The organism is Pseudoxanthomonas sp. 22568 (assembly GCF_052044485.1).
Lineage (GTDB): Bacteria > Pseudomonadota > Gammaproteobacteria > Xanthomonadales > Xanthomonadaceae > Pseudoxanthomonas_A > Pseudoxanthomonas_A beigongshangi.
Window position 1 is genome coordinate 16,636 of the sequence record NZ_JBQENC010000019.1, and the last position, 17,740, is coordinate 34,375.

The 17,740-nt window shown below is 67.5% G+C and carries 12 protein-coding genes; 7 read left to right on the forward strand and 5 right to left on the reverse strand.

Annotation, left to right across the window (positions count from 1 at the left end; genetic code table 11):
• Nucleotides 1-49 precede the first annotated feature (49 nt).
• Nucleotides 50-1,444 (forward strand): class II 3-deoxy-7-phosphoheptulonate synthase, encoded by a 1,395-nt coding sequence (locus ACTJI2_RS18375; RefSeq protein WP_440842955.1) that lies wholly within the window; start codon nucleotides 50-52, stop codon nucleotides 1,442-1,444.
• 7 nt (nucleotides 1,445-1,451) lie between these two features.
• Here ACTJI2_RS18375 and ACTJI2_RS18380 read toward each other — a convergent pair whose 3' ends face one another.
• The 4 genes from ACTJI2_RS18380 to typA form a co-directional block, all read right to left on the reverse strand.
• Nucleotides 1,452-4,982, reverse strand: coding sequence for a bifunctional diguanylate cyclase/phosphodiesterase (locus ACTJI2_RS18380; RefSeq protein ID WP_440842956.1), 3,531 nt, complete (start codon nucleotides 4,980-4,982; stop codon nucleotides 1,452-1,454).
• A gap of 91 nt (nucleotides 4,983-5,073) precedes the next feature.
• Nucleotides 5,074-6,687 carry an amidase gene (locus ACTJI2_RS18385; protein WP_192199238.1) on the reverse strand — a complete coding sequence of 538 codons (1,614 nt, stop codon included), beginning with the start codon at nucleotides 6,685-6,687 and terminating at the stop codon, nucleotides 5,074-5,076.
• A gap of 53 nt (nucleotides 6,688-6,740) precedes the next feature.
• Nucleotides 6,741-7,211 (reverse strand): DUF2127 domain-containing protein, encoded by a 471-nt coding sequence (locus ACTJI2_RS18390; protein WP_440842957.1) that lies wholly within the window; start codon nucleotides 7,209-7,211, stop codon nucleotides 6,741-6,743.
• 10 nt (nucleotides 7,212-7,221) lie between these two features.
• On the reverse strand, nucleotides 7,222-9,051 hold the full coding sequence (gene typA / locus ACTJI2_RS18395) for a translational GTPase TypA (protein ID WP_192199240.1): 1,830 nt from the start codon (nucleotides 9,049-9,051) through the stop codon (nucleotides 7,222-7,224).
• Between the two features lie 205 nt (nucleotides 9,052-9,256).
• Between typA and ACTJI2_RS18400 the strand changes: the two genes are divergently transcribed.
• The 4 genes from ACTJI2_RS18400 (at nucleotide 9,257) to prpE (ending at nucleotide 14,183) form a co-directional block, all read left to right on the forward strand.
• Nucleotides 9,257-9,751: a peptidylprolyl isomerase gene (locus ACTJI2_RS18400; RefSeq protein ID WP_141455906.1), complete on the forward strand. Its 495-nt coding sequence runs from the start codon at nucleotides 9,257-9,259 to the stop codon at nucleotides 9,749-9,751.
• Between the two features lie 172 nt (nucleotides 9,752-9,923).
• Entirely contained in the window at nucleotides 9,924-11,123 is a 1,200-nt protein-coding gene (locus ACTJI2_RS18405; protein ID WP_192199241.1) for a pyridoxal phosphate-dependent aminotransferase, read from the forward strand.
• 32 nt (nucleotides 11,124-11,155) lie between these two features.
• A complete protein-coding gene (locus ACTJI2_RS18410) occupies nucleotides 11,156-12,142 on the forward strand; it encodes a malate dehydrogenase (protein ID WP_203322111.1) in 987 nt (328 codons plus the stop codon).
• Nucleotides 12,143-12,242: 100 nt separating this feature from the next.
• Nucleotides 12,243-14,183: a propionate--CoA ligase gene (gene prpE, locus ACTJI2_RS18415; protein ID WP_440842958.1), complete on the forward strand. Its 1,941-nt coding sequence runs from the start codon at nucleotides 12,243-12,245 to the stop codon at nucleotides 14,181-14,183.
• A gap of 7 nt (nucleotides 14,184-14,190) precedes the next feature.
• On the opposite strand, the gene ACTJI2_RS18420 is transcribed toward prpE, so the two are convergent.
• Complete coding sequence (locus tag ACTJI2_RS18420) at nucleotides 14,191-15,408, reverse strand: citrate synthase family protein (protein WP_440842959.1); 1,218 nt, start codon at nucleotides 15,406-15,408, stop codon at nucleotides 14,191-14,193.
• Nucleotides 15,409-15,553: 145 nt separating this feature from the next.
• On the opposite strand from ACTJI2_RS18420, the gene prpB reads away from it, so the two are divergent.
• Together prpB and prpC are read left to right on the forward strand one after the other, a co-directional pair.
• On the forward strand, nucleotides 15,554-16,441 hold the full coding sequence (gene prpB / locus ACTJI2_RS18425; protein WP_440842960.1) for a methylisocitrate lyase: 888 nt from the start codon (nucleotides 15,554-15,556) through the stop codon (nucleotides 16,439-16,441).
• A gap of 91 nt (nucleotides 16,442-16,532) precedes the next feature.
• Entirely contained in the window at nucleotides 16,533-17,687 is a 1,155-nt protein-coding gene (prpC, locus tag ACTJI2_RS18430) for a bifunctional 2-methylcitrate synthase/citrate synthase (protein ID WP_141455913.1), read from the forward strand.
• Nucleotides 17,688-17,740 lie beyond the last annotated feature (53 nt).

Genomic DNA, 17,740 nt, shown 5'->3' on the forward strand with positions numbered 1-17,740 from the left:
ACGCGGCGCACCATTCTGTCACCATGGTGGACCGCACGAGGAATTCCCCATGAGCTCCCCCGATCGCAATCTCCGCGCCGTCAGCCTGCCCGCAAACTGGGCGCCCGACAGTTGGCGCGAACGGCCGGCGGTGCAGATGCCGACCTATCCCGACGCCGCGGAGCTCGCGTCGGCGCTGGCCGAACTTCGGCAGTTGCCGCCGCTGGTGACGTCGTGGGAAATCTTCGCGCTGAAGAAGCAGCTGGCCGAGGCGCAGGAAGGCAAGCGCTTCCTGTTGCAGGGCGGTGACTGCGCCGAGAGTTTCAGCGACTGCGAGTCGGGGCTGATCTCCAACCGGTTGAAGGTCCTGCTGCAGATGAGCCTGGTGCTGGTGCATGGCCTGCGCCTGCCGGTGGTGCGGGTGGGACGGTTCGCCGGCCAGTACGCCAAGCCGCGTTCGGCCGACAACGAGACCCGCGATGGGATCACGCTGCCCAGCTATCGCGGCGATCTGGTCAACCGGTCGGAGTTCACCGCGGAGGCGCGGATCCCGGATCCGCGCCGGATGATCAAGGCGCATGCGCGTTCGGCGATGACGATGAATTTCGTGCGCGCGCTGATCGACGGCGGTTTCGCCGACCTGCACCATCCGGAATACTGGAACCTGAGCTGGGTGGGCTACTCGCCGCTGGCGGCTGAGTACCAGGACATGGTGCGCTCGATTGGCGACGCCGTGCGCTTCATGGAGACCCTGTCCGGATCCGAAGTCCACAATCTCAATCGCATCGATTTCTATACCTCGCACGAAGCGCTGCTGCTGCCTTACGAGGAAGCGTTGACCCGTGAAGTGCCGCGGCAGTGGGGCTGGTTCAACCTGAGCACGCACTTCCCGTGGATTGGCATGCGCACCGCGGCGGTCGATGGCGCGCACGTGGAGTATCTTCGCGGCGTGCGCAATCCGATCGCCATCAAGGTGGGGCCGTCGGTCTCGCCCGATCAACTGCTGCGCCTGATCGATGTGCTGAATCCGGAAGACGAGCCGGGCCGCTTGACCTTCATCCACCGCATGGGCGCGACCCAGATCGCCGAGAAGCTGCCGCCGTTGCTGGAAGCGGTCCGCCGCGACGGCCGGCGCGTGCTGTGGGTCTGCGATCCGATGCACGGCAATACCGAGAGCACTTCCAACGGCTACAAGACCCGCCGGTTCGACAACATCCGGGGCGAGGTCGAGCAGTCATTCGATCTGCACGCCGCGGCCGGAACCCGGCTGGGAGGCGTGCACCTGGAACTGACCGGCGAGGACGTCACCGAATGCACCGGTGGCGCGCGCGAACTGACCGACGCCGACCTGGAGCGCGCATATCGCTCGACCGTGGACCCACGCCTGAACTACGAGCAATCGCTGGAAATCGCGATGTCGATCGTGCGCAAGCAGAACCAGCTGGCGTCGCCGGCCGAGCGCTGAGCCCGACTCAGGACCAGTGCGCGTGCATCCCGCGCGCCGGTTGCGGAATGAACCATGAAGGCTCGCCTGCGAACAGGCGGGCGAAATCGGCCGCCGGAACCGGAGGGCTGAACAGGTTGCCCTGCAATTCGTCGCATCCGTTGGCCACCAGCCACGCCAGCTGTGCCTGGGTCTCGACGCCCTCGGCGACCGTGCGGCACTGGAGCTGACCGGCGAGGCCGATGATGGCGCGGGTGATCGCGCCCTGGTTGGCCTCGGTGACGTCGCGCACGAACGACTGGTCGATCTTGAGCACGTTGAAGCCGTAGTTGCCCAGGTAACTCAGGCTGGAGAAGCCGGTGCCGAAATCATCGATGGCGATGCGCACGCCCAGCGCCTTGAGCGCGCGCAGGACGTGGTCGGTGCGCTGCACGTCGCGCATCAGTGTGGTTTCGGTGACTTCCAGTTCCAGGTACTCGGCGGGCAGGCCGCTTTCGCCGAGCGCGGAGACGACGGTGTCCACCAGCGTATCGGTGTCGAAGTTGGCGGCGGCGACATTCACCGAAACCCGGATCGGCGGCAGGCCCATCTGCTGCCACTGCCGGCTCTGTCGGCAGGCGGCGCGGATGGCCCATTGGTCCAGATCGACGATGAGGTTGGTTTCCTCGGCGATCGGCAGGAATTCGCCGGGCAGCATCAGCCGCTCGCCGCGCTTCCAGCGCACCAGTCCTTCGACGCCGACGATGCGGCCGGTGCGGCGGTCGATCTGCGGCTGGTAGTAGAGGGTCAGATCGCCGTTGCGCAGACTGCGGCGCAGGCTGCTTTCCAGCTCGATGCGCGCGTCCACGCTCGACGCCAGTTCGCGGGTGTAGAAACGGAACGCATTGCGGCCGTTGCGCTTGGCCAGGTACATCGCCGCGTCGGAACGCATCATCAGGGTGGGCGCATCGTAGCCATCCTCGGGGAACAGGCTGACGCCGATGCTGAAGGCCTGGTGCAACTCGTGCGAGGCCACCGTGTAGGGCGTGCCGCCGATCGCCAGCAATCGCTCTGCGATCAGCGCGACGCCGTCGCGGTTGACCACGTTGTCCAGCAGCACGACGAACTCGTCGCCGCCGGTCCGGTAGACCGTGCCCAGGTTGCCGATGTTGCGCTGGATCCGCTTGGCTACCTGCTGCAGCAGTTGATCGCCGATGTGGTGGCCAAGCGCGTCGTTGACGTGCTTGAACAGGTCCAGATCGATGAACAGCACCGCGACGCTGGTGCCACGATGGGTGGCGTTGGCGATCGACTGCGCCAGCGCCTCGTTGAGCTGGAGGCGGTTGGGCAGGGTGGTCAGCGAGTCGTGGTGCGCCAGATAGGCCATGCGCGCGCTCAGCGTGCGCTCCTCGGTGATGTCGCGCAGGACCATGACCGAACCCATCAGACTGTCGTCGTGCCCGTGCAGGGGCGAGACGGAGCGCTTCACCAGCATCCGTCGACCGTCCCGCCGAGCCAGTTCCAGATCGCCCGGCACTGAAACCGGTGCACCGGTTTCGCCTTCTTCCGCGGATTCGGCGACGGACCGCAATGGCAGCACTTTCTCCAGCGCGAGGCCGACGGCCTCCTGCAGCGTCCAGCCCCCGATCGCTTCCGCCGCCGGGTTCATGTAGGTGACGCGGCCTTCGGTATCGACCGTGACCACCGCCTCGCTGATCGAGGACAGGGTGACCTCGGCGCGCTCGGTGGCGTCGTGCAGCGCGCTTTCCAGCTGTGCCTTGTCGGTGATGTCGATCACCATCACCAGGAAACCGTTCACCGCGCCGTCGTCGCCGATGTCGGGTGTGTAGTAGACGTGCATCCGGCGCGGGCCGGAGGGCAGGGTGAAGGATGTCTCGAAGTCGACATCGCGGCCGGAGAGCACGGCGTCGATGTAGGGCTTGCGGCGCGCGTAGTGCTCTTCACCCAGCATCTCGCGAATCGGCACGCCCGGCGAGTATGGGCGTTGCCAGATCGGCAGCTCCTGGCAGGCGCGGTTGAAGAACACCGTGCGTTCCTGGCGATCGTACTGGGCGACCATCGCCGGCAGCTTGTCGGTGATGCGCTGCAGATGATCGCGGGCGAGCGAAATTTCGCGCTGCGCGCGCTTCTGCTCGCTGGTGTCGGTGGCCATCAGGTACCAGCCGGCGATGGTCCGGTCGGGGTCCACGTCCGGCACCAGATAGGCCTGGACCGGGCGTTCCGGGTCGCCGATGCGGGTCTCCCACACCGCGCCGTGATCCGGAGTGCTTTCCTCCAGCGCCCGGCGCAGATCGGCCAGGAACGCGGGATTGCTGGCATGGACTTCCTCGATGGTGCGATCCGTCCAGGGCGCCTGGTCGCCGAACCAGTCGCGGGTGGCCCGGTTGGTGAAGCCGTAGCGGCGATCCCGGCCCACGTAGGCGATCAGCGCCGGCAGGTGATCGGCGACCGCATCGAGCAAGGCGCGGCTGCGGTGCTCCGCGCGTGCCAGGCTGCGCAGCAGGAGGAACATCAGCACGCCGAAGGCCAGGCCGCAGAGCGTCAGTGCCGCAATGGGCAGCAGGCCGGGAATGGCGACGCGCGCGGGAGCCGAAAACAGGGCCAACTCCCAGGCGCCGCCGAGGAAATCCAGGTTGCGGGTGTAGTGGAAAGCCGGCTCCATGTCGGTGCCGTAGCGCGCGCGCAGATTGGCGCGTTCGAACACCAGCATCGGAGGGGCACCGGGCGCGCGGACGAGCAGGCGCAGATCGAGCGGATCTCCGCCGCCGGTTTCGCCCGCGACTTCCTGCATCACCTGGGCCCAGCCGAATCCCGCCGTCGCAAAGCCGCGCAGGTGCGCGCGGCGCAATGCCGCATCGGCCTCCAGCGGCATCGCGGCGTCGTAGACCGGCGAATAAAGCAGGAAGCCGGGACGTCCGGAATCGCCGCGCGAACTGTCGGCCAGGGCGATCCGCGGGGCGATGCTCAGTTGTCCGCTGTCACGGGCCCGCTGCATGGCCGCGCGCCGGTCAGGTTCGGCGAACACGTCCTTGCCCAGCAGCGGCAGCATGCCGTCCCGTTCGGGGTAGACCAGGTCGAGCACCACGTATTCGTCGCGCGCGCCGTCGGGATGCAGACGGAATGCCGGCCCGTGGATTTCGCGCTGGCGGGCCAGATAGGCGGGTAGCTCGGCCGCCGCCACCCGGCGCGCGAAGCCCAGGCCATGCACGCCGGTGGGCTGGTTGGGAATCCGCAACCGGCGGGCGAAGGTCTGGAAGCCGGCGCGATCCAGACCCGGCTGCGCCTCCAGCACGGCCGCGGCGGCGCGCACCGTGTCCTCGTAGGCATTCATGTGGGTGGCCAGCGCGGTGGCCATGGCTTCGGCCCGCGCATGGAAGCGCGCGCCGGCGCCGGCCCGCGCCTGCTGCCAGGCCATCACCCCGAACCACAGGGACAGCAGGAAGGACAGCACCAGCACGCCCCACGCCAGCCGGTCCAGGCGCCGCCGGCGCTCTGCGGCGGCGAAGCGGGAGCTGCCCAGGGCACGCAGTTCCGAGGCGCGTTGCGGATCGAGCTCCATCAGCGTTCTGGTCGGGTGGCCGCGCGGACAGTTGCGGCCATGCTACGCCGGCTCCCGGATGGTCGCCAGAACCGGGAAGGGAGTGGAGCGTTCAGCGGCGGACCGCCTGCGACCCGCGGGTATCCAGGGTTGGCCAGTACTCGGGGGGATTGCGGGCACGGGTCAGTTGCTCGTAGGCGTAGCCGAGTTCGATCAGGCGGCCCTCGCTCCAGGCGGTTCCCATGAAGACGATGCCCAGCGGCAGGCCATCGCTGTGGCCCATCGGCACCGTCAGGCTGGGATAACCCGCGACCGCGGCGGCGCCGTAGCCCGCACCCGGGAAGTGATCGCCGGCCTTGTGGTCGGTCAGCCATGCCGGACCGGTGGCCGGCGCGATCAGCGCATCGAGCCGCTGCGCCTTGAGCGCCGCATCGATGCCCTCCGGACCGGCCAGCCGGCGCGCGCGACTGCGCGCGCTGATGTAGTCGCTTTCGCCGAGGCCACCCTTGGCGTTGGCCATCTCGAACAGCTCCTGCCCGAAATACGGCATCTCCGAGACGCGGTACTGCTGGTTGTAGCCGATCAGCTGCGACAGGGTTTTCACCGGCGCGCCGTGGCCGGCGAGGTAGCGCTCCAGCCCGGCCTTGAACTCGTACAGCATCAATTCCAGTTCGGCCTCGTCCCATTGGCCATCGGTCGGGATTTCGGCATCGACGATCGTCGCACCGGCCTCGCGCATCACCTTGATCGCGCCTTCCATCGCGGCGGCGGCGTCCGGGTGGATCGCGAGCTTGCTGCGCAGCACGCCGATGCGCGCGCCCTTCAGCCCGTCCGGTTTCAGCCGCGCGTGATAGTCGAGGGTGATGTTCCAGGCCGCGTTGGTGGTGGCGGGATCGGCGGCGTCGCGACCGGCCAGTGCCGTCAGCAGCAGCGCCGCGTCCGCCACGCTGCGGGTCATCGGTCCGGCGGTGTCCTGGCTGAACGAGATCGGGATGATGCCGTCGCGGCTGATCAGGCCGACCGTCGGCTTCAGCCCGACCACGCCGCTGACCGCGGCCGGGCAGATGATGCTGCCGTCGGTTTCGGTGCCGATGCTGGCGGCGGCGAGGTTGGCCGAAACGGCGACCGCGCTGCCGGAACTGGAGCCGCAGGGATTGCGATCCAGCACGTAGGGATTGCGGGTCTGGCCGCCGCGGGCGCTCCATCCGGAAGTGGAATGGGTGGAACGGAAGTTCGCCCATTCGCTCAGGTTGGTCTTGCCCAGGATGACCGCGCCGGCTTCGCGCAGGCGCTTGACCAGGAAGGCGTCGCTGGCGGGCCGGAAATCCTTCAGCGCCAGCGAACCGGCCGAGTTGACCATCGGGGTGGCGTCGATGTTGTCCTTGAGCAGGATCGGGATGCCGTGCAGCGGGCCGCGCACCGCGTTGTCCTTGCGCTCGAGATCGCGCAGGGCGGCTTCCTTCATGGCGTCGGCGTTGATTTCGATGACCGAGTTCAGTTGCGGCCCGGCCTTGTCGATCGCGGCGATGCGGTCCAGGTAGGCGCGGGTGAGGGTGCGGCTGTCGAGTTCGCCGCGCTGCATGCGTCCCTGCAGGTCGTCGATGTCCAGTTCGGCGTAGGCGAAGTCCGTCGGCGCGTCGGCGGGCGCGTTGGTGACGGCGGCGGGCTGGCGCTGGCAGGCGGCCAGCATCAGGGCGGCTGAGAACAGCAGCGTTCGCGAACGCATGTGGCGGATTCCCCCGGTGAGCTAGCGTGAGGCTAGCAGGCCGGGAGGTCCTTTCAAACCCTGCGGCGCCTGTGCAGGTCGCGGCCGAGGATGTAGACCACGGCCAGGTTGATCAGCAGCACCGCCCAGGTGTGCCAGCCGGGATGGTGGTACAGCGCGTACAGATCCAGCGGCAGGTACAGCGCCGAGCCGATGCAGCCCAGCCAGGAAGCCCAAGCCCGGGCGCGCCACAGGCCCCAGGCTTCAGCCAGTCGCATGATCGCGTACAGCACGACCACCAGGACGGCCAGGTGGACCGCTTCGGGATTGATGGCGTTGAGCAGCGACGGCAGGGTGCCGTGATCGGTATCGAGGTGGAAGCGGGCGATCATCGCCTCCACCCAGCGCCGCAGCGGCTGCGGTCCCAGCAGCGCCAGCCCGGTCGCGGCGGCCAGCGCCAGTACCCCCTTCAACCCCTCGAACAGGGCGATGACGTGCAGGCCCGGATGCGCCTTGGGATCCGGGTTGTAGGGGGCCTCGACCATCCGTGGGCGATCAGGCGGCGCGCGAGGCGCGCTTGCGATCGCTTTCGGTCAGCATCTTCTTGCGCAGGCGGATTTCCTTCGGGGTGACTTCCACCAGCTCGTCGTCCTCGATGAAATCCAGGGCCTGTTCCAGCGAGTACTTCAACGCGGGGGTCAGCTTGATCGCGTCGTCCTTGCCCGACGCGCGCATGTTGGTCAGCGGCTTGGGCTTGATCACGTTGACGGTCAGGTCGTTGTCCTTGGAATGGATGCCGACCAGCTGGCCTTCGTAGACGTTGTCGCCTTCGGCGGCGAACAGGCGGCCGCGCTCTTCCAGCGGTCCCAGCGAGTAGGCCGGGGTGACGCCGGGGGCGTTGGCGATCATCACGCCGTTCTGGCGCTTGGCGATCGGGCCGGTTTCCTTCGGACCGTAGTGATCGAAGACGTGGAACAGCAGGCCCGAACCCTGGGTGAGGGTCCTGAACTCGTTCTGGAACCCGATCAGGCCACGCGCCGGAATCGTGTAGTCCAGGCGCACGCGGCCCTTGCCGTCCGACTCCATGTTCTTCAGCTGCGCCTTGCGGGTGCCCAGCTTTTCCATCACGCCGCCCTGGTGCACTTCCTCGATGTCGACCACCAACTGCTCGACCGGCTCCATCAACTGGCCGTCGATTTCCTTGATGATGACTTCCGGGCGCGACACCGCCAGCTCGAAGCCTTCGCGGCGCATGGTTTCGATCAGCACCGACAGGTGCAGTTCGCCGCGACCGGAGACCAGGAACTTGTCGGCGTCGGCGGTTTCCTCGACCTTCAGCGCGACGTTGTGCAGGGTTTCGCGCTCCAGGCGCTCACGCAGCTGGCGGCTGGTGATGAACTTGCCGCCGGAGAAATCCTTGTGGCCGGCGAACGGCGAGTTGTTGACCTGGAAGGTCATGCTGATGGTCGGCTCGTCCACGGTCAGCGCCGGCAGCGCTTCCGGGGTGTCCAGCGCACACACGGTATCGGAGATGCTCAGGTCCTGGATGCCGGCGATGGCGACGATGTCGCCGGCCTCGGCTTCCTCGACCTCGATGCGCTCCAGGCCCATGAAGCCCAGCACCTGCACGATCTTGCCCTGGCGCTTCTTGCCTTCGCGGTCGACCACGCTGACCGGCTGGTTCTTCTTGACCTTGCCGCGCTGGATCCGGCCGATGCCGATCAGGCCGACGAAATTGTTGTAGTCCAGCTGGCTGATGCGCATCTGGAACGCGCCTTCCGGATCCACCGACGGCGCCGGGACGTGCTTCATGATCGCTTCGTACAGCGGGGTCATGTCGCCGTCGCGGGTGGTGTCGTCGAGGCTGGCGTAGCCGTGCAGCGCCGATGCGTAGACGATCGGGAAGTCCAGCTGTTCGTTGGTGGCGCCCAGCTTGTCGAACAGATCGAAAACCTGGTCGATGACCCAGTCCGGACGCGCGCCGGGACGGTCGATCTTGTTGACCACGACGATCGGCTTGAAGCCCATCGCGAACGCCTTCTGGGTGACGAAGCGGGTCTGCGGCATCGGGCCGTCCATCGCATCGACCAGGATCAGCACCGAGTCGACCATCGACAGCACGCGCTCCACTTCGCCGCCGAAGTCGGCGTGCCCGGGGGTGTCGACGATGTTGATGCGGTTGCCCTGCCAGGTGATGGCGGTGTTCTTGGCCAGGATGGTGATGCCGCGTTCCTTTTCCTGGTCGTTGCTGTCCATCACCCGCTCGGCAAGCACCGTGCGCTCGGACAGGGTGCCGGACTGCTTCAGCAGGCAGTCGACGAGGGTGGTCTTGCCGTGGTCGACGTGGGCGACGATGGCGATGTTGCGGAGATTCTGGATGGACATGCGGAAAAGCGCGCCAGTGTGCGCGCAGGGGCTGTGGAGGAATGGGGCGTATTATAACGGGTTACGTCCCCGCAATTAGCGTCCGGGCGTCCTGGCTGAACGGCCGGGGCTGGAAACGGTGCCAACGGCCCCCAGATTCGGGCTAGGCCCGGTTTCCGGACCCCCGGCCCCCCGAAGAACCCCTGTCCCGTATCTGGAGCTCCCGATGTCCCTCATCGCCACTTTCGACACCTCCCGCGGCCCCATCAAGGTCGAGCTGTACCCCGACAAGGCCCCGCTGACGGTCGCCAACTTCGTCAACCTGGCCAAGCGCGGCTTCTACGACGGCCTGAACTTCCACCGGGTGATTGCCGATTTCATGATCCAGGGCGGCTGCCCCGAGGGGTCCGGCCGCGGCGGCCCGGGCTACCGGTTCGAGGACGAGACCAACAACGGCGTGCGCCACGAGCGCGGCGTGCTGTCGATGGCCAATGCCGGCCCCAATACCAATGGCAGCCAGTTCTTCATCACCCACGTGGCGACCCCGTGGCTGGATGGCAAGCACACCGTGTTCGGCAAGGTCCTGGAGGGCCTGGACGTGGTCGACGCGGTCCAGCAGGGCGACCTGATCAACCGCCTCACCATCGAGGGTGACGCCGACGCCGTGCTGGCCGCCAAGGCCGACCGCGTGGCCGAGTGGAACCGTTACCTGAGCGCCTGACCCGCGCCGGCCGTGCGCTCCCCCGGTCGGGGGAGCCTCGGCTACGACCAAGGGAGGAGGCCGGACCCTCCGATCCACCCCGGCCGGACCGGGGCGGCGTGGTAAAATTCCGCGCCGCAAAAAACGGCGCACGCACGTTCCTCCCGCGAAACATCCCCTGCGAGGTAATGCAATGCCCCAGCTTGCCCGGCGCACCGGTCGCGCCAAGCCCAGCGCGATCATGGCGGTCGCGGAAAAGGCGAAGAAGCTCAAGGCCGAAGGCCGCGACATCATCAGCTTCTCGATCGGCGTACCGAATTTCCTGCCCGGCGAGCATGTCTACGAGGCCGCGCGCAAATCGCTGGACAAGGATTCCGGCCAGTACGGTTCCAACCGCGGTACCGACGCGCTGCTGGATGCCTTCCTGCATCATCTTGAAGGCAGCGGGCTGACCGGCTACACCCGCCGCAACATCGTCGCCGGCGTCGGCGCCAAGCACGTGCTGTACAACCTGGCCGAGGCGCTGCTGGACGAGGGCGACACCATCGCTTATCCGACCCCGTACTGGACCACCTATCAGGACATCGCCGACATCGTCGGCGCGGTGTCGCTGAAGCTGCCGTGCCCGCCCGAGCAGAACTACAAGCTCACCCCGGAACAACTGGACGCTGCGCTGGCTCAAAAGCCCAAGGTGTTCCTGTTCAACAACCCGTCCAACCCGACCGGCATGGTCTATTCGAAGGACGAGGTCGCGGCGCTGGCCGAGGTGGTGGCGCGCCATCCGGATACCTGGATCCTGCTGGACGACATCTACAACCGCCTGGTGTTCGATGGCGTCGGCTATCACAATTTCCTGCATTTCCGCCCGGAACTGCGTGAGCGCACCGTCGTCATCGACTCGCTGTCGAAGACCTACGGCATGCCGGGCTGGCGGGTCGGCCTGATCGCCGCGCCGGAGAACGTCGCCCAGGCGCTGGTGGCGCTCAACTCCAACCACATCACCAACTTGCCGGAAGTGGTCACCGCCGCGGCGGTCGCCGCCTTGACCGGCCCGCAGGACATTCCGCAGCGCAAGTGCGCCGAATTCGCCGCCAAGCGGGATCGCGTGCTGGCGGCGCTGGCCGGGATTCCGGGCGTGGTGTGCCCGCGTCCGGAAGGCGCGTTCTATGCGTTCCCGGACATCTCGGTCGCGTTCGGCAAGACCCATGATGGCGTGGTCATCCACAACGACGTGGACTTCTGCAACGCCCTGCTGGAAGCCAAGGGCGTGGCCTGCGTACCGGGTTCGGCCTTCGGCGAGCCGCGCGCGCTGCGCATTTCCTACACCTGTGCCGACGCCCAGCTGGATGAAGGCCTGTCGCGCATCCAGGCCTTCTTCGCCGAACTCGCGTGAGTCCGGCTTTCCTTTCCCTTGGAGACAACCCCATGAAGACCCCCGTCCGTGTTGCAGTCACCGGCGCCGCCGGCCAGATCGGTTATGCCCTGCTGTTCCGCATCGCCTCCGGTGAAATGCTCGGCAAGGACCAGCCGGTCATCCTGCAGTTGCTGGAGCTGCCGATCGACAAGGCCCAGGCCGCGCTGAAGGGCGTGATGATGGAGCTGGAAGACTGCGCGTTCCCGCTGCTGGCCGGCATGGTCGGCACCGACGACCCGGAAGTGGCGTTCAAGGACGCCGACGTGGCCCTGCTGGTCGGCGCGCGTCCGCGCGGCCCGGGCATGGAGCGCAAGGACCTGCTGCTGGAGAACGCCAAGATCTTCACCGCCCAGGGCGCCGCGCTGAACAAGGTCGCCAGCCGCGACGTCAAGGTGCTGGTGGTCGGCAACCCGGCCAACACCAACGCCTACATCGCCATGAAGTCGGCGCCGGACCTGCCGGCAAGGAACTTCACCGCGATGCTGCGCCTGGACCACAACCGCGCGCTGAGCCAGCTCGCCAACAAGGCCGGCGTGGCCGTCGGCGACATCGAGAAGCTGGTGGTGTGGGGCAACCACAGCCCGACCATGTACCCGGACTACCGCTTCGCCACCGCCAACGGCGTGTCGCTGAAGGACAAGATCAACGACGCCGACTGGAACGCCAACGCGTTCATCCCGCAGGTCGGCAAGCGCGGCGCCGCGATCATCGAGGCGCGCGGCCTGTCCTCGGCCGCTTCCGCCGCCAATGCCGCGATCGACCACATCCGTGACTGGGTGCTGGGCAGCAACGGCAAGTGGGTGACCATGGGCGTGCCGTCCGACGGCAGCTACGGCATTCCGGAAGGCGTGATCTACGGCGTGCCGGTGATCACCGCCAACGGCGAATACACCCGCGTGGAAGGCCTGGAAGTTGACGCGTTCAGCCGCGCCGCGATGGACAAGACCCTGGCCGAGCTGGAAGAAGAGCGCGCCGGCGTGGCGCACCTGCTGGGCTGAGTTTTCCTTCCCTGGCTGAATCAGGAACGCCGGGCCATGCCCGGCGTTCTTGTTTTCTTCTGCGACCAATGTCGGAAGGTCCGCGCGCCGTCCCGGGACTATGCTGGCAAAAGCCAATCGCAACGCCGGGAGGGTGGCCATGGGTTACGAGGAAGTCTATCGCCGGTCGATCGACGAGCCGGAAGCCTTCTGGGGCGAGGAGGCGCGCGCCATCCACTGGCACGTACCGCCACGGCAGGTGCTGGACTATTCGAAGCCGCCGTTCCGGCGCTGGTTCGTGGGTGGCCAGACCAATCTCTGCTACAACGCGGTGGACCGGCATCTGCCCGAACGCGCCGATCAGCTGGCGCTGGTGGCGGTGTCCTCCGAAACCGGCACCACGCGCGAGATCAGCTACCGCGAACTGCATCGCGAGGTGAACGCTTTCGCCGCCATCCTCCAGCGCCTGGGCGTGCGGCGTGGCGATCGGGTGGTCATCTACATGCCCAACATGGCCGAGGCGGTGTTCGCGATGCTCGCCTGCGCGCGCATCGGAGCCATCCATTCGGTGGTCTTCGGCGGTTTTGCCGCGCACAACCTCGCGCTGCGCATTGACGATGCCCAACCCAGGCTGTTGATCGCCGCCGATGCCGGCATGCGCGGCGGCAAGGTCATCCCGTACAAGCCGCTGGTCGACGAAGCCTGCGCGAAGGCGGCCACGCCGCCGCCCAAGGTGCTGATTGTCTCGCGCGGACTGGATCCGGCCGAACCGAGGGTGGCGGGGCGTGACGAGGACTACGCCACGCTGCGCCAGGTGGTCGGCGACGAGCAGGTGGAGGTGGTGTGGCTGGAATCCAATGAACCCAGCTACCTGCTGTACACCTCCGGCACCACCGGCAAGCCCAAGGGCGTGCAGCGCGATGTCGGCGGCTACGCGGTCGCGCTGGCGCTGTCGATGCGCACGGTGTTCGACGTCGCGCCGGGGCAGGTGATGTTCTCCACCTCCGACGTGGGCTGGGCGGTCGGGCACTCGTACAACGTCTATGGGCCGCTGATCGTCGGTGCCACTTCGGTGTTGTACGAAGGCCTGCCATTCCACCCGGATGCCGGCATCTGGTGGTCGCTGTGCGAGAAGTACGGCGTGCGCACCATGTTCTCTTCGCCGACGGCGATCCGGGTACTGAAGAAGCACGATGTCGATTTCATCCGCCGGCATGATCTGTCGAAGCTGCAATACCTGTTCCTGGCCGGCGAGCCGCTGGACGAACCGACCGCGCACTGGATCAACGACGCGCTGGGCAAGCCGGTCATCGACAACTACTGGCAGACGGAGACCGGCTGGCCGGCGCTGACGCTGCTGCCGGGCCTGGACATGAAGCCGGTGAAGTTCGGCTCGCCCGGTTTTCCCAATCTCGGGTACCGGATGAAGGTCATCGACGAAGGCACCGGCGCGGAAGTCGGGCCGGGCGAGAAGGGCGTCCTGGTCATCCAGCCGCCGCTGCCGCCGGGTTGCATGACCACCATCTGGAATGACGACGCCCGCTTCCTGTCCAGCTATTTCAGCCACTTCAAGGAACTGCTGTACAGCTCGCTGGACTGGGCCATCCGCGACGAGCAGGGCTACACCTTCATCCTCGGCCGCACCGACGACGTAATCAATGTCGCCGGCCATCGTCTGGGCACGCGCGAGATCGAGGAATCGGTGTCCGGCTTTCCCGCCGTGGCCGAGGCCGCGGTGATTGGTGTCAACGACGAACTGAAAGGGCAGGTACCGGTGGTATTCGCAACGCTGCGGCAGGCGACCGAGGAACCGCACGAACGCGTGCGTGCCGCCGAAGGCATGCGCCGTACCGTGGAACAGAGCCTGGGCGCGGTGGCGCGGCCGGCGCGCGTGTACATCGTCAATGCGTTGCCCAAGACCCGTTCCGGCAAGCTGCTGCGGCGTTCGTTGCAGGCGCTGGCGCAGGGCGCGGATCCCGGCGACCTTTCCACCCTGGATGATCCGAACGCGCTGGAGGAAGTGAGGAAGGCGCTGCGGCGCGGGCCGGAGGCCGGCAACTGATGCCGATTCATTCCGCCGTGGCGGGCGGCACGCCGGCGTAGCTGGCGCGGGGACGGATCAGCCGGCCCTGGGCCTGCTGTTCCAGCGCATGCGCGAGCCAGCCTGCCAGCCGCGCCGCCGCGAACATCACCAATGCCGGCGAGGCGGGCAGGGCGTTGGCGTGGCAGATCGCCGCCAGGGTGAAATCGACGTTGGGGCGCAGTCCGTTGATGTCCTCGGTGGCGCTGATCACCGCCTCCATCCGCTGCATCATCGGCGTATCCGCGTGTTGCCGGCGCAGCCGCGCCAGCAGTTCTGTCGCGCGGGGATCGCCATGCGGATAGAGCGCATGGCCAAAGCCGGGCAGATCCTCGCCTTGCTGCCAGCGTGCGGCGATGAAATCACGGGGCGAGTCTGCCGCGCAGGCGGCTTCGATCAGTGAATAGGCACGTGCGGTGGCGCCGCCGTGGCGCGGACCGGACAACGCCGCCAGGCCGCTGCACGCGGTGGCGTGCAGGTGGGCACCGGTCGAGGCGACCACGCGCGCGGCAAATGCGGAGACATTGAGTTCGTGTTCGGCGCACAAGACCAGTGCCGCGCGCACCGTATCGGCGAAGCCTGCGTCGCCCGGTTTCCACGTGTCCGCCAGCAGCCGATGGACCGGCCCCGCGGAAGGTGGGCGCGCCACCAGCAACGCGGCGTTGTGGCGCAGCAGGGTGGCCGCGATTTCGTGGCGGACCAGGGCGGAGGCGCCCACGGATTGGCGCACGTCCAGCGCCAGCAGCGGAATCGCCGACATCGCGCGCGCCAGCGGCGGCAGGTCCGCGTCGCCGGCAATGGGGGCGACGTGCGCCGGCCATTGCGTCTCCAGCGTCGCCGTGAAGGGATCCTGGTCGCCGCAGTCCCACAGCAGCCGGGCGGCGTCTTCCAGGGTGGCGCCTTCGCGCACCGCGGCGACCGCCGAACGTCCGCGGTAGTAGGGGCCCTCCGGGCGGATCAGCGAAATCCGCGTCTCCAGCACCGGCAGGCCGCGATCCAGGCTCTGCGCGGCCCCGCGGGCGGCGCCGCGCCCGGCGCGCTTGCGCTGGGCCAGCCGGTCGACGTCGCGACGCAGGTACAGCCGGCTGCGGTGGTCCGGGCCGGGGCGCGACTCGATCAGGCCACGGCTGACATACGCATACAGGGTGGCCTGGCTGATGCCGAGCAGTCGACAGGTGTCCTGGGCGGAGAGCAGGTCGGTGTCCATGATCGATAGATTGATTGATTTGATCAAGATTGATCAACCCGAGCGATGGTGCCAGATTGTGCGCCGCCGGTGCGCGTACCCTTGCGCGCACCCCCGGCCCGCTCCGCCGAGGAACGGGCGCCATCCGCTTCCGCAGGAGACATGCATGAGCAACGCATCCGCAGGCGCGCGCTTCCGCGCCGCGATCGCCGAGGAATCCCCGCTGCAGGTGATGGGCGCCATCACCGCCTATGCCGGCCTGATGGCCCGCCGCGTCGGCTACAAGGCGCTGTACCTGTCCGGCGGCGGCGTCGCCGCAAACTCGCTGGGCATGCCCGATCTGGGCATCAGCACGATGGAAGACGTGCTGACCGACGCGCGCCGCATCGTCGACGCCACCGGTTTGCCGCTGCTGGTCGACATCGACACCGGCTGGGGCGGCGCGTTCAACATCGCGCGCACCATCCGTTCGTTCGAGCGCGTCGGCGTTGCCGCCGTGCACATGGAGGATCAGGTCGGCCAGAAACGCTGCGGCCATCGCCCCGGCAAGGAAGTGGTGTCGAAGGACGAGATGGTCGATCGGGTCAAGGCCGCGGTGGACGCGCGTGGCGATGAAGGCTTCGTGATCATGGCGCGCACCGACGCCGCCGCCGTCGAGGGCATCGACTCGGCGATCGAACGCGCGGTGGCCTATGTCGAGGCCGGCGCGGACATGATCTTCCCCGAGGCGATGAAGACGCTGGAGGACTACCGCCGTTTCAAGGACTCGGTGAAGGTGCCGATCCTGGCCAACCTGACCGAGTTCGGCTCCACCCCGTTCTTCACCGTCGACGAACTGCGCACGGCTGGCGTGGACATCGCGCTGTACTGCTGTGGCGCCTATCGCGCCATGAACAAGGCGGCGTTGAACTTCTACGAGACCGTGCGCCGCGAAGGCACCCAGAAGAACATCATCGATACCCTGCAGTCGCGCGCGGACCTGTACGACTACCTGGGCTACCACGCCTACGAAGACAAGCTCGACGCCCTGTTCGCGAAGAAGGGCGACGCCTGACATCAGCCCGGGGGGCGGTTCGGTCCGTCCCCGGTCATTCCAGCGCGGTGGAGCAGCTTCCGCCGCACCGCCACACCATCGGGAGGCAGCAATGAGTGAACCCACCCCAGCCACCGGCTTCAAGCCGAAGAAGTCCGTCGCCCTGAGCGGCACCGCCGCCGGCAACACCGCGCTGTGCACGGTCGGCCGCAGTGGCAACGACCTGCACTACCGCGGCTATGACATCCTCGACATCGCCACCACCAGCGAGTTCGAGGAGGTCGCCTACCTGCTGGTCCACGGCAAGCTGCCCAACCGCGCCGAACTGGCTGGCTACAAGGCCAAGCTGAAGTCGCTGCGCGGCATCCCGGCCTCGGTCAAGACCGCGCTGGAACAGCTGCCGCCGTCGGCGCACCCGATGGACGTGATGCGCACCGGTGTCTCGGTGCTCGGCTGCGTGTCGCCGGAGAAGGACGATCACAACCACCCGGGCGCGCGCGACATCGCCGACAAGCTGATGGCCTCGCTGGGTTCGATGCTGCTGTACTGGTACCACTACAGCCACAACGGCAAGCGCATCGACGTGGAGACCGACGACGACTCGATCGGCGGCCACTTCCTGCACCTGCTGCATGGCGAGAAGCCGCGTGACTCGTGGGTACGCGCGATGCACACCTCGCTGATCCTGTATGCCGAGCATGAGTTCAACGCCTCGACCTTCACCGCGCGCGTGATCGCCGGCACCGGCAGCGACATGCACTCATGCATCACCGGCGCCATCGGCGCGCTGCGCGGACCCAAGCACGGCGGTGCCAACGAAGTCGCGTTCGAGGTGCAGAAGCGCTACGAGACGCCGGACGAGGCCGAGGCCGACATCAAGGCGCGGGTCGAGCGCAAGGAAGTGGTGATCGGTTTCGGCCATCCGGTCTACACCGTCGGCGATCCGCGCAACGACGTGATCAAGCAGGTGGCGAAGGATCTGTCCGAGGAACAGCAGAGCACGAAGATGTACGCCATCGCCGAGCGCCTGGAAGCGGTGATGTGGGACATCAAGAAGATGTTCCCCAACCTGGACTGGTTCAGCGCGGTGAGCTACCACATGATGGGCGTGCCGACCGCGATGTTCACCCCGCTGTTCGTCATCGCCCGCACCAGCGGCTGGAGCGCGCACGTCATCGAGCAGCGCATCGACGGCAAGATCATCCGCCCCAGCGCCAACTACACCGGCCCCGAAAACCTGAAGTTCGTCCCGATCGACCAGCGTTGATTCGGCCGTGCCCGCGCGTTTCCGTCCGGGAACGCGCGGAGCCGCCATCGATG

Coding starts and splice junctions, on each gene's coding strand:
- ACTJI2_RS18375 (WP_440842955.1), top strand. CDS start 50: ATGAGCTCCCCCGATCGCAATCTCCGCGCCGTCAGCCTGCCCGCAAAC.
- ACTJI2_RS18380 (WP_440842956.1), bottom strand. CDS start 4,982: ATGGAGCTCGATCCGCAACGCGCCTCGGAACTGCGTGCCCTGGGCAGC.
- ACTJI2_RS18385 (WP_192199238.1), bottom strand. CDS start 6,687: ATGCGTTCGCGAACGCTGCTGTTCTCAGCCGCCCTGATGCTGGCCGCC.
- ACTJI2_RS18390 (WP_440842957.1), bottom strand. CDS start 7,211: ATGGTCGAGGCCCCCTACAACCCGGATCCCAAGGCGCATCCGGGCCTG.
- typA (WP_192199240.1), bottom strand. CDS start 9,051: ATGTCCATCCAGAATCTCCGCAACATCGCCATCGTCGCCCACGTCGAC.
- ACTJI2_RS18400 (WP_141455906.1), top strand. CDS start 9,257: ATGTCCCTCATCGCCACTTTCGACACCTCCCGCGGCCCCATCAAGGTC.
- ACTJI2_RS18405 (WP_192199241.1), top strand. CDS start 9,924: ATGCCCCAGCTTGCCCGGCGCACCGGTCGCGCCAAGCCCAGCGCGATC.
- ACTJI2_RS18410 (WP_203322111.1), top strand. CDS start 11,156: ATGAAGACCCCCGTCCGTGTTGCAGTCACCGGCGCCGCCGGCCAGATC.
- prpE (WP_440842958.1), top strand. CDS start 12,243: ATGCTGGCAAAAGCCAATCGCAACGCCGGGAGGGTGGCCATGGGTTAC.
- ACTJI2_RS18420 (WP_440842959.1), bottom strand. CDS start 15,408: ATGGACACCGACCTGCTCTCCGCCCAGGACACCTGTCGACTGCTCGGC.
- prpB (WP_440842960.1), top strand. CDS start 15,554: ATGAGCAACGCATCCGCAGGCGCGCGCTTCCGCGCCGCGATCGCCGAG.
- prpC (WP_141455913.1), top strand. CDS start 16,533: ATGAGTGAACCCACCCCAGCCACCGGCTTCAAGCCGAAGAAGTCCGTC.